Source organism: Halorubrum ezzemoulense DSM 17463 (assembly GCF_002114285.1).
GTDB lineage: Archaea > Halobacteriota > Halobacteria > Halobacteriales > Haloferacaceae > Halorubrum > Halorubrum ezzemoulense.
This window is the reverse complement of record NZ_NEDJ01000089.1, coordinates 1-11,941: the sequence shown is the minus strand read 5'-3', so window position 1 is coordinate 11,941 and position 11,941 is coordinate 1. Positions and strand designations below refer to the sequence as shown.

At 54.8% G+C, this 11,941-nt stretch carries 6 protein-coding genes and 6 pseudogenes; 6 read left to right on the top strand and 6 right to left on the bottom strand.

The genetic code is table 11. The features are described 5' to 3' along the window. Positions 1-104: pseudogene (locus tag B9H04_RS18370) on the top strand (IS1595 family transposase); the annotation flags it as partial. Here B9H04_RS18370 and B9H04_RS16140 read toward each other — a convergent pair. After that, a complete protein-coding gene (locus tag B9H04_RS16140) occupies positions 101-667 on the bottom strand; it encodes a hypothetical protein (protein WP_049933283.1) in 567 nt (188 codons plus the stop codon). The pseudogene B9H04_RS18370 and the gene B9H04_RS16140 sit on opposite strands and share 4 nt — an antisense overlap. A 6-nt stretch (positions 668-673) precedes the next feature. Then, entirely contained in the window at positions 674-2,146 is a 1,473-nt protein-coding gene (locus tag B9H04_RS16135; RefSeq protein WP_080508708.1) for a pentapeptide repeat-containing protein, read from the bottom strand. Between the two features lie 198 nt (positions 2,147-2,344). On the opposite strand from B9H04_RS16135, the gene B9H04_RS16130 reads away from it, so the two are divergent. From B9H04_RS16130 to B9H04_RS19680, 5 genes and pseudogenes are all read left to right on the top strand, one after another. Further along, positions 2,345-3,613 carry an RNA-guided endonuclease InsQ/TnpB family protein gene (locus B9H04_RS16130; RefSeq protein WP_049933285.1) on the top strand — a complete coding sequence of 423 codons (1,269 nt, stop codon included), beginning with the start codon at positions 2,345-2,347 and terminating at the stop codon, positions 3,611-3,613. 51 nt (positions 3,614-3,664) lie between these two features. Continuing rightward, positions 3,665-4,171: pseudogene (locus B9H04_RS16125) on the top strand (serine hydrolase domain-containing protein); the annotation flags it as partial. A gap of 346 nt (positions 4,172-4,517) precedes the next feature. Beyond that, positions 4,518-4,973 (top strand): site-specific integrase, encoded by a 456-nt coding sequence (locus tag B9H04_RS16120; protein WP_049933286.1) that lies wholly within the window; start codon positions 4,518-4,520, stop codon positions 4,971-4,973. Between the two features lie 235 nt (positions 4,974-5,208). Next, positions 5,209-6,693 (top strand): annotated as a pseudogene (locus B9H04_RS16115) (PAS domain S-box protein); the annotation flags it as partial. A 111-nt stretch (positions 6,694-6,804) separates the two neighbouring features. Next, positions 6,805-7,314, top strand: a pseudogene (locus B9H04_RS19680) (PAS domain-containing protein); the annotation flags it as partial. 15 nt (positions 7,315-7,329) lie between these two features. On the opposite strand, the gene B9H04_RS16110 reads toward B9H04_RS19680, so the two are convergent. The 4 genes and pseudogenes from B9H04_RS16110 to B9H04_RS18365 form a co-directional block, all read right to left on the bottom strand. Beyond that, positions 7,330-8,715 carry a hemolysin family protein gene (locus tag B9H04_RS16110; protein ID WP_049933289.1) on the bottom strand — a complete coding sequence of 462 codons (1,386 nt, stop codon included), beginning with the start codon at positions 8,713-8,715 and terminating at the stop codon, positions 7,330-7,332. A gap of 149 nt (positions 8,716-8,864) precedes the next feature. Beyond that, positions 8,865-8,939: pseudogene (locus tag B9H04_RS19675) on the bottom strand (hypothetical protein); the annotation flags it as partial. 541 nt (positions 8,940-9,480) lie between these two features. Further along, on the bottom strand, positions 9,481-11,646 hold the full coding sequence (gene katG / locus B9H04_RS16100; protein WP_049933290.1) for a catalase/peroxidase HPI: 2,166 nt from the start codon (positions 11,644-11,646) through the stop codon (positions 9,481-9,483). A 189-nt stretch (positions 11,647-11,835) separates the two neighbouring features. Then, positions 11,836-11,941: pseudogene (locus B9H04_RS18365) on the bottom strand (IS5/IS1182 family transposase); the annotation flags it as partial.

Here is an 11,941-nt window from a genome sequence, read left to right as displayed (position 1 = left end):
TGGAACAGGCCGCTCGGACCTACGGCTTCCTCCGGTCACTGAACCTTACTGGGGCACCGATCCACAGTCTCGTGGACTGTATCGCTGTCAATGTATTCCGCTAGTTCCGCCAGTCTACCGAAGAGCGCGCGTTTTTGAATTGTGCTTGCCTGCCGTTTGTCCGCGTGAGTCGCTCCGGCAGCAGCATGCCCGTGTCAACGTCTGATTCTCGAATCGCTTCGCGTAACTCTCCTTCAAGCTCTGCGTCGAATTTCTGGAATTCACGGAGATCGCGCTCAAACGCAGCGATATCGGCTCGTAGTTCCTCACTCACCTGTGCCCGCTGCCACGGCTGAACAGTCTCCCACTCCACCTCGATAGATGCCCCCCGCCCGATTAATTTACAGCCGGATGCGATTTGGTAGAGATCGTCTCTAACGTCGGAGAGGGCGGTGTTCACTTCCGTCGCTCGGCGGTCGTACATGGTGTACACGACAGTGAACATGACTGAGAGCGCAGTGAGCGAAACTGTGACCGCTGTCGCGGGATCAATCCCGATCCCGATCTGACTGGGTACCCGCCCATCCCGAAGCGACTGCCAGTCGACCGACTCCAAAATCAGCACCTCAATACCTTCTCGGAGAGAGGTACTCGTTTCGGCGTGGTCGGGAAGAGAGGAACCATCCATGAGTGATCAGAGTGTCTGTAATCGCTGGGCGACGAGGACGGCGAAGACACCGAGCAAAACCAAGCCGATCGTCGACTCGATCGTCACGAGCATCGTCCCGATCCGGGTCGCCTCGACTACGCTCGTCGTTACGCCGGGGCTAAACGCTTGGAGGCTGAACACCAGCGCCCCGATGAGGTCTGTCTCTCCCGGTACCACACCGATCCCAATCGTAGTATATACAACCGCAAAATAGGCGACCACCACAATGCTCGTTGTCAGTACCCGTGCCGGCCGTTGTCCGTGTCCCGTCACCACTCCGTTCAGTAGGAGTCCGAAATAGCGTCCGTACTGACCGTCGAGCTGTGCTTGTCTGCGTTGGAGTGTGTAGTACTCCGACCGACGCCGAAACGCGGCGTCAGTTAGATCCTCATCCTCAAGCAACCCCACAAGCGTTCGGTACAAGCCGAGCATTTCTGGAACCTCGAGACCCCTCTGTTCAAGCTCGGTCAGCGAGGGGAACCGAGTACTCCGGTTGATCGACGCGTCCTGTAATCGAACGCCACTGAGATCACTCTCCTGTAGTGTTGCTCCATCGAGGACCGCACCTGAGAGATCGGCATTCTTGAGGCTACTCCCGGTAAGATCACTATCGGTAAGGTCGGTACCGGACAGGTCAGCCCCACGAAAGCTAGCGTCATTAAAAGTACACTCTCGACAGCGAGCACCCGAAAGTCGCGTAGCATCAAATTCGACACTCACAGCGGATGTCCCATTTAGTGTGGCATCGCGGAGATCACACATTGCGAACGAGCCAGTATCAAGTGCTGTCCGTCGGATAACTGCCCCTCGAACGCGGCACCCTTCAACTCGAATATCACCGACATCAGTCGTGATGAGTATCGCGTCGGAAAGATCAGTGTCAGTGGCTCTGATAGCCCCGCATATTGTCTCCGTCAGATCAATCCCCGTAGCAACGGTATCATCGAGTGTGAGGCTATCGACAGTCGCTCGGGTAAACACCACATCGTCGAGGTTGCTATTACGAAACTCAACCCCTGCGTCCGCGACCGTCTGATTCAGTACTGCGTCCTCGAACGACGAATCGATGGCAGTAAACCCATCAAGTCGCGCCTCACTCAGCTCCGCCTGTTGGAACGTCGATGCGACGACGGACGCATCAGTGAAATCACACCCGTCGAGTTCTGTCCGAGCAAGGTCACACTCGCGGATCGTCGCTCCGGCGAAGGTCGAGTCACTGAGATCAACACCGGCACTAAACTCCACCCCTCGGAGTGTCGCGTTGGCGAGCTCGGCACCACGCAACTTTGTGTCGGGTGGAACCGTATCCGGAAATCCATCTGTCGGCCGCTCACTCTCTGGACAGTGCCAGACGCACAATCCTGTATCCGACATCGACGGCTGGGTACAGCGGTACTGACTCTCATTGTCCTCAGCCGCACTGAGTGTAAACGAACACTGGCCCCACCCTCCACTCATTCGCTCTGTCTATCTACCGGGTCTCATATATGTGTACCGCTGAATTATGGAAGATTCAAGGCTAAAACCCCGCCCTTCAGGGCGGGGATACAGCCGACAATTCCTCCACTAACCACGTTCGATGGCACTGCTGGATATTCCACACTCAGTCGTTACTTTAACACGTAATCTTCTATAACTAGTTATGAACACAGTCTGATGCTGGAGACCACTCGTACCTATCGGGCGAAAATCGTCAACCACTCTCAGGTGAGTGGCGACCTTGACCAGTGTGGGTTCTCTGCATCAAAACTGTGGAACGTCGCCCGATACTACACACAAGGTCGGTGGGATGAAGACGGGGAAGTACCTGACGACGGCGAACTCAAATCCGAACTCAAGGAACACGAACGATACAGTGACCTACATTCTCAGTCAAGTCAGCGAGTTCTCGAAGAGCTTGCTGAGTCGTTCACCAGTTGGTACAAAGCACGCCAACGCGGAGATGAGGACGCCAACCCACCCGGCTATCGCAAACACGGCGACGAACACCCGCGCTCCACCGTGACGTGGAAGCAGAAGGGCATCAAGCACGATTCCAAACACAACAAACTCCGACTGAGCAAGGGCTTCAACCTGAAGAACCACCGCTCAGACTTCATCCTGTGTGAGTACGAGACGCGACCGGACGTGACCGTGGAGAACATCCAGCAAGTGCGAGCCGTGTGGAACGGCGACAACTGGGAACTTCACCTCGTCTGTAAGGTCGAGATACCTGTTGAGGACGCACCCGGCGAGAAGACGGCGGGTATCGACCTTGGCATCAAGAACTACCTCGCTATCGCCTACGACGACGGTGAGGCAGAGTTGTATCCGGGAAATGTGCTGAAACAAGACAAGCACTACTTCACCCGCGACGAGTACGACACAGAGGGCGAGAATGGCCCGTCGCGCCGTGCCCTTCGTGCCCATCAGAAACTCTCACGCCGGAAAGACCACTTCCTTCACTCACTCGCCAAGCACGTCGTAGAGCGGTGTATCGACCACGAGGTCGGACACATCGCCATCGGTGACTTGAGCAAGATTCGTGAGGACGAGAACGGTGAGTCTCGGAACTGGGGTCGAAGTGGAAACAAGAAGCTCCACGGTTGGGAGTTCGACCACTTCACCACGTTGCTCGAATACAAGGCTGAGGAACACGGTATCCTCGTTGACCGAAAGAGCGAGCGCGACACGTCGAAGACGTGTTCGTGTTGTGGTCGGAAGTGTGACTCAAACCGTGTGGAGCGTGGTTTGTACGTCTGTGAGTCGTGCGGTACAACGATGAATGCGGACGTGAATGGCGCGGTGAATATTCGCAGAAAGATAACTCAGAATCCCCCCACACGGGATATGAGTAACGGTCGTTTGGCACGGCCAGTAGCCTACCTGTTCAACCAAACCTCTGGGTCGTTCCACCCGAGGGAACAGGTGGGTTGCGAATCTTAATATCCCAACGCTCGGGAATCCTCGCCCTTCAGGGCGGGGAGGATGTCAACCGGCTTCGAGATGTACGACCGCTGCCGCGATCCCGGTGAGGGGTTAGGGATCCCGGCGTCCGAATCAGCGGACGCGTTCAATAATGAAGCCGTTCGACGGGCAGTGATCCCAGCAGCAAACGGTATCAGCACTGCGCGAGATATGGCCCGATTTTACGCGTGTATAGCTAATGGCGGCGAAATCGATGGCACGCGCCTGCTCGATGCGGAGACAGTTTCCGAAGCGACCAAGACTCACGCTGAAACAGACGCAGACGGCACACTCTCCCGGCCAGCCCGGTATGGGCTCGGATTTTGGACCGGCGGACTGGCGAATGACATGTTCGGATCCTTCAGCCGCGAGCGGATGTTCGGCCATGCCGGGCTCGGGAGTATCTTCGGCTGGGGGGATCCGGAACTCAACGTTGGCTTCGCATACGTCACCAACGGCATCCGCGAGGAATCATGGGAGCACGCCGCTCGCATCAGTGGAATGTCCGATGCTGTCCGATTAGCGCTCTATGAGTGAGGTCTCGCAGGATTTGACTTTCATTGATAGGGTACTTTCGGCCTATCTGAGCTTATTGAATCCCTGGCTTGTTGATGTGTTTTAGCGGTCCTGCTGAATACAGGGCGCTTATCGGTCACGACACTGATTTCTCATTCGAAGACTGACGGAATAATATGCCAAATGACCAGTATCAGTACGAGTCAATTGGGGTAATTCGGACACCCTTTGGATCGTCGGAAGGGATGCCAATTCAACCAGCTGGAGCAGATACCGTAGAGGGAACTGTCGAGGTAAAGGGGTCATACGTTAATGCGTTGAAAGACTTGAACGGGTTCTCTCACTGTATTTTGCTGTCTTCCTCCGCGTGTGGAACGACTACGCGAAGCGGGGGAAGTACCGCGAGACGCCGATCCCGAAGGAACTCGCCAGTTCCGTTCGGACGCTCTCATACGAACGCGACCCCGACGAGCCGATCGTCGACGTCGAACCGAACTCGATTTATCGCTGGGTGAAGCGCGCCGGCGAGCGCCGGTACGCCGGGACCAGCGATGAGGGGTGGACATACCTCGATGTCCACGACCTCCGGCGTACTTGGGGCGGTCATTTGCTGTGGGACTGCGGTATTCTTCCTGCCGTCGTGATGAGTTTCGGCGGGTGGGAAGACTGGGAGACGTTCAGAAACCACTATCTCGGAGGGATGAGCCCGATAGCTGCGGAACGCGAGCGCGAGAAGATCTCGTTCGTCTCGGGGAACGTCGAATCCGACCCGGGTGCGGATCCGGTTTTTGAGCCGACAGTTCAGTCGCGTTCTTTGTACTGATTTATACGCCTAATGATAGGCCAATTTGTAGATGGCTCTTGTCCAATCTGGCGAAATAACAATTCGATATGTGATATGGGCTGCTACTGACTGCTGAATATAGAGGTTATAGTCAGCATCAGAGCATTGTTATTTCAAATTAGCAGAATCAGGACAGAAATTGACTTTGTTGATACCGAGAAATTAATTCATAGTTAGCCAGTAGTTTTTTTATAATAATAACACATTACAGACCATGCCGTTCAGTTTACACCGAGAGATTCAGGTTCTCCACGTCGATGACGACCCCTCCATCACGGACCTGACAGGGACGTTTCTCGAACGCGAGGACGACCGCTTCGCTGTCCAGACAGCGACCAGTGCCGACGAGGGGTTGGAGAATATTAATGACCGCCCGCCTGACTGCGTCGTCTCGGATTACAATATGCCCGGCACGGACGGCATCGAATTCCTACAGGCTGTCCGAGAGGAGTATCCCGACCTCCCGTTTATCCTCTTCACCGGCAAGGGCAGCGAGGCAGTCGCCAGTGACGCCATTGCTGCCGGTGTCACCGACTATCTCCAGAAGGGGAGCGGCACCGAACGGTACGAACTCTTGGCCAACCGGATCCGCAACGCCGTTCGGACCCGCCGCGAGGCCGAGCGGGCCGACAGACAAGAACAATTGATGCGATTGACGGAATTCAACGGTGATACCGGTGGTTTCGAACTGGACACAGAGAGCAATACTGTCGTGCTGACGGCAGGTACCCGGCGAATCATTGGCCGTCGTAACCAACACGAAATGTCTCTGGAGGAGGCGCTGAAACTGTTCCATCCAGACGACCGCGAAGACATCCAGCATACACTCGACAAGGTGCTGGAGACGCGCGAAGAACTGTACGACACATGGCGACTCCAACCGGGTGACGGCGAGGAACGTCTCCTCGATATGACAATTACTCCGGTTGTCGAGAATGGGGGGGAGGTAACGAAGCTCCGGGGGGCCGGTCACGATATTACTGAGCGTGAGGAGCACGAACGGACCGCTCGGCAGCGACAGAAGCAATTATCGCTGTTTTTTGAAGAATCACCACTTGGGGCAGTCCAGTGGGATTCTGAATTCCAGTTTGAACGAATGAACAGACGAGCCGAAGAGATTCTCGGCTACAGTGAGGCAGAGTTGTGTGGCGAGTCATGGGAGGGGATTGTCGCTGGTGACGACCGCGGACAGGTGGGTGATGCTGTAGAAAAACTCCTTGACGCGGACGGCGGAACCCACGTGATCAATAGGAACGTCCGGAAGGATGGCGAGGCAATCACCTGTGAGTGGCACAACCGTGTCGTCACCGGCGCAGATGGGGACGTCCAGACGATTTTTTCGAAGTTTCAGGATGTTACCGACCGAGAGCGGCGGAAGACTGAATTAGAAGAGTACGAGACGATTATCGAGGCACTCAGTGATGCGGTGTACGTGCTTGACGAAAAGGGGCAGTTCACTTACGTTAACGACGAGTTGGTGGAATTAGTCGGCTACGACCGGGAAACGATTCTCGGGAACACACCATCGCTGATCAAGGACGAAGAGGCCGTACAACGGGCCGAGCAGGAATTGGGACGGTTACTATCGAGCGATGGCCCGGAAGCGGTAACATTCGAAGTGACGGTCTACCCCCGCGAAGGCGACCCAATCGTCTGCGAAGATCATATGGGCGTCCTTCCGTACGATGGCGAGGAGTTCAACGGGTCGGTCGGCACACTCCGGGATGTCACCGAGCAACGAGAACGTGAAGCCGAACTCCGCCAGACCACCAACCAACTACAGGGTGTTATCGATAGCGTTGAGTCAGCGATGTGGATTCGAAACACCGATCACGAGTACGTGTATATGAATCAATATCATCGGGACCTGTTTGACATTGCTGACGATACCGACATCGCCGGAAAACGGGCAGCAGATTTACACTCGGCGGAAGTGGCTGAGAAATTTCAGCAGAACGACCAAAGAGTGTATGAGACGAGAGAACAGGTCGAGATCGAAGAGGTCATTCAGACCGACGACGGTCGTCAGTACTTTCTCACCCGGATTGTCCCACTGTTTGACAATGGCTCCGTATACGCCACCTGTGGCATCGCCACCAACATTACTGAGCAGAAAGAGTACGAAGAAAAATTGTAACGACAGAACGAGCGTTTGGAAGAGTTCGCCAGCATCGTCAGCCACGATTTACGGAACCCACTCTGTGTGGCCTAAGGATGGTTGGAACTGATTCGGGACGAGTGTGCGAGTGACCATATCGACGTCGTAGCACAGACATTTGACCGGATGGACGCGCTCATTGAGGACCTGCTGATTCGGGCGCTCAGGTATTCCCGGTCACTCGGAACTGCCCTCGCCTACCGGCGTCTCCTCTTCGATCTCGGCGGTGTCACGGTCGACAGTTACCCGGACCTTCTGGATACGTGTGTCATCCACCTGTTCGGCCCGGAGCGTGACGTTCTCGTAGTTGAACTCTTCGTCCTGCTCGACAAGGCGGCCCGCAAGGTTGAAAACGAAGCCCGCGATACTCTCGAACTCCTCGCCTTCTGGCAGTACAATGTCGAGCGCTTCATTGATTTCCTCGATGTTAACCCCACCGTTCACGAGGACAGTGTCATCGTCAACGAATTCGATCGGATCTTCTTCGTCACCCGCCAGTATTTCGCCGACGATTTCCTCGGTCATATCCTCCATCGTGATGAGGCCCTCAGTGGCACCGAACTCGTCGACGACGATAGCCATCTGTATCCGTTTCTCGCGCATTTCCGAGAGGAGCGCGTCGACGTTTTTCGACTCGGGGATGTGGAGCGTCGGAGCGATTACGTCCTCTACGTCGAGGTCGTCGAAAGTGTCGTAGTTCGAATTCTGTAGGTCACGGATGTCGAAGACGCCGATCACACTGTCTAGCGACCCATCGTAAACTGGTAGGTCCGCGTGACCACTTGAGATACACTTCTGGATTGCCTCCTCAACGGTCGCATCACTGGAGATAGCCGCCACATCGAGGCGGGGGGTCATCACCTCCTTGGCAGTGGCATCGGTGAATCGAAGGGCGCGTTGGAGCCGCTGGTGTTCCTCCTCGTCGAGGACTCCCTCACGCTCGCCCGTTTGAATCATATTTCGAATCTCGTCTCGGCTGACGTAGGTCGACTCGATGGACGGGCTGCCGCCGGTAAGTCTGTTCACGACGCCCGTCAGGTAGTGGAATACGGTGATAAGCGGCCACAGTGGCTTCTCGACGATCTTTAGCCCCCGGGCGACACGCCGTGCGTGTAGTCCAGTGTTCTCTACGGCGTAGGATTTGGGTGCGCTCTCGCCGAATATTAACACCACCGACGTGATGCCGAGCGACGAGACGATAACTGCCGTGCCCGCGTCGAAATAGAAGCCAACGATAGTCGTCGAGATTGAGGACATCGTGATGTTGACCATATTGTTCCCCACGAGAATTGTTACGAGAAGGCGGTGGGGATCCTCCTTGAGAGATTTGACCGCCCGTGCGCCACGCAGGCCTTGCTCAACCATCGCATCTACCTGATGGGACGGCAAGGAGAACAGCGCAATCTCCGACGACGAGAAGAATCCCGACCCTACCAAGAGAAGCAGAATCAAGCCGATACCGACCGTGGTGACTGCCGTTTGGCTCAGTTCGGCGCCGACGACTGGCACGGTGTACTGGAGGAGGCCGCCCCTGGACAGTACTGTGAGGAGAGATATCCACATGCGACCACCTAATGCGTGAGCAGAAAAGTAACCCGTGGTAACAGAGTATGGATTCCTTGAGTTACACCCATACGAGAGCCTGTCATAGAAACCATCTCATAGCTTGAGCTTCTCGCGGCCAGGGTCGTCTCCCCGCTCGAAGTTGGTGATTACAACAACGAGACGGAGACACCAACCATCTGCTCAGACAATAGTGAGGCATCGGCCTGTGACAGTGTACACCCGTCACCGGTGAAGCGGACTGTTTCGACTGTGGTCCCATCATCACTGAGAGCTACCTGAGGTCTCCTTCAGGGTGCGTTGGGCCGACACACTGTGGGTTCGTCGTTGCTGCCTCAACATCGGGAGAGGGAAGCTTACCGTAGTTCCGGGGATTCTGCGAGTGATCTGCGAGTAACTCTTGAACAAACTTGCTGTTCATAAAAGACACTAAACACTCTTATGAGCACGATTGTACGGCTAGTCAGAAATCCCTAGTCCGTTGAATAACGAGGCCGTCTGTGGACTGGATCGCTGATTTCAAAGAATTCGGACGTTGTCTGGCTATATCGTTTATCTCGACATAATCTAAGTCGGTTCAAAAATCATATAGTGAGAGTGTCATAGAACAGTTATATGGATAACACGAGGGGGCATCTGCGCAGTTGAGTTTGAAGTATAGGGTCAGAAAATAAACCTACTCTTGATACAAATCGCTATACACAGGGCATGAAATGTTCTATGACACCCTCATATAGCGTATAAAAAGCGCCGAGAAGGTGGACGTTAATTCAGGTCAAAGCGATCGTTCGTCATAACCTTCTGCCAAGCATCAGCAAAATCATTTATGAACTTCTCCTCTTCAGCAGCATAGGCCTCTGCGAGGGTACGAAGCCGTGAGTTCGACCCGAAGATAAGATCTACACGTGACCCCGTCCATTCGACTTCATCCGTTTCACGGTTTCTGAGTTCGTACACCTGTTTGTTATCTTCGCTGTCAGCTGCCTCCCACTCATAATCCATCGAAAGTACGGTTTCAAAGAAGTCGTTAGTCAGGGCCCCCACGTCATCTGTGAAGACGCCAAGCTCCGAATTCTGATGGTTGGCTCCCAGCGTGCGCATGCCGCCAACAAGGGCCGTTGTCTCGGCCGGTGTCAGGTCCAGGAGATCTGCCTTGTCGACCAGCAGTTCTTCAGGTGAGCGGTTTAGTCCATCTCCATCGGTGAAGTAGTTGCGAAAGCCATCGGCATCCGGTTTCAGAGCTTGGAAAGATTCGATATCTGTCTGCTCCGCAAGCGCATCAGTCCGACCCGGTTCGAACGGTACTTCAATCTCGTATCCGGCCTCGGCTGCCGCCTGCTCGATGGCCGCGGTCCCGCCGAGCACAATAATATCGGCAAGTGAGATGTGGACTCCGTCTGATCGAGAGTCGTTAAACTCTCGTTGAATATCTTCAAGCGTGTCAAGTACTGTTTCCAGTTCTTTCGGTTCGTTAACATCCCAGCTTCGTTGTGGCTCGAGGCGAATTCTGGCTCCATTCGCACCGCCGCGCTTATCGCTATCCCGATACGTTGATGCTGAAGCCCAAGCAGTTTTGACAAGCTGAGTACGGGACAGATCGGAGTCAAGGATTTCCGTTTTGAGCTTGGCTACCTGTTCCTCATTGACGAGTTCGTAATCGGCGTCGGGGATGGGTCCCTGCCAGAGCATTTCCTGGTCAGGCACTTCTGGGCCAAGGAGCCGCTCCGGTGGCCCCATATCACGGTGGATAAGCTTGTACCATGCCTTTGCGAAACTGATTCCAAATTCCATCGGGTTCTCTTGGAAGCGTTCGAGAACCTCCCGATAGTCTGGGTCCCGCTTCAGTGCGACGTCCGTCGTCAGCATCATCGGAGTTGCACTCTCAATCTCGTCGTGTGCTGGCTCTGCAGAGCCATGTACCTCCGCGTCCTTGGGCCGCCATTGCCAAGCTCCGCCGGGTCCCTTGTGTGGCTCCCACTCGTGATCCAGCAAGAGATCAACATATTCCATATCCCAGCTAGTTGGGGACTGGGTCCACGGGCCTTCAATGCCGCTTGTGATCGTGTCGGCACCTTTGCCCTCACCATACTCGTTTTTCCAGCCGAGGCCCTGTTGTTCGATAGGCGCCGCTTCAGGTTCACCACCAAGATTTTCGTCAGAGTCAGCGCCATGTACCTTCCCAAACGTATGTCCGCCGGCACAGAGGGCAACGGTTTCCTCGTCGTTCATCGCCATCCGATCAAAGGATTGTCGCACGTACTTCGCGGACTCGAGAGGGTCTGGTTTGCCACCAGGACCTTCTGGGTTCACGTAAATCAACCCCATGTGGTCTGCGGCGAGGTCGCCTTGGAGGTTCCCCTCCTCATCGTGGCGTTTGTCTTCCATCATCTCCTCTTCAGGCCCCCAGTTGACGCCTTTGTCTGGTGCGTATGCGTCCTCACGCCCCCCTCCAAAGCCGAACGTTTGGAATCCCATCGATTCCATGGCAACGTTTCCGGAGAGGACTAACAAGTCAGCCCAGGAGAGTTTTCGACCGTATTTCTCCTTGACTGGCCAGAGCAGTCGCCGGGCTTTATCTAGATTTGCGTTGTCTGGCCAACTTTCGACAGGTGCAAACCGCTGTGTGCCACCTGACGCACCACCGCGACCGTCACCAGTACGATACGTGCCCGCACTGTGCCAAGCCATCCTGATAATGAGCGGTCCGTAATGTCCGTAGTCGGCTGGCCACCACTCTTGGGAATCAGTTAATACGTCCTCAATATCTGCTTTCACTTGCTCGAAATCGAGAGACTCGAATGCTTCAGCGTAATCGAACTCGTCTTCGTACGGCCCAACATTGCTGGCATTCTGATCAAGTATTTCTACATTGAGTGATTCTGGCCACCAATCCTGTGTTGTACTTCCGCTGGCTGAATGTTCTCCAGACATATGGATTATCCAATTATATGTATGTAGGTGAAACCAATCAACTGTTGTTTATCATATGCCAATCCGACCTCCCACGAACGTTAGCAGTCTACCTCGCTGCTGTATCGCGATTTAACACAGCCTCTAAGCCAAACAGCGTTCACTCATTCGTCTTTAGTTAAGCTTGATGAGCCTGTCATAGAAACCATCTCATAGCTTGAGCTTCTCGCGGCCAGGGTCGTCTCCCCGCTCGAAGTTGGTGATTACAACGACGAGACGGAGACACAGCGCAAGGAACACTTGTGTTCGTGCGTGG

Bases quoted from the DNA above. Each gene is read 5' to 3' on its own strand.
- B9H04_RS16110 (WP_049933289.1), bottom strand. From the start codon at position 8,715: ATGTGGATATCTCTCCTCACAGTACTGTCCAGGGGCGGCCTCCTCCAG.
- B9H04_RS16135 (WP_080508708.1), bottom strand. From the start codon at position 2,146: ATGAGTGGAGGGTGGGGCCAGTGTTCGTTTACACTCAGTGCGGCTGAG.
- katG (WP_049933290.1), bottom strand. From the start codon at position 11,646: ATGTCTGGAGAACATTCAGCCAGCGGAAGTACAACACAGGATTGGTGG.
- B9H04_RS16130 (WP_049933285.1), top strand. From the start codon at position 2,345: ATGCTGGAGACCACTCGTACCTATCGGGCGAAAATCGTCAACCACTCT.
- B9H04_RS16140 (WP_049933283.1), bottom strand. From the start codon at position 667: ATGGATGGTTCCTCTCTTCCCGACCACGCCGAAACGAGTACCTCTCTC.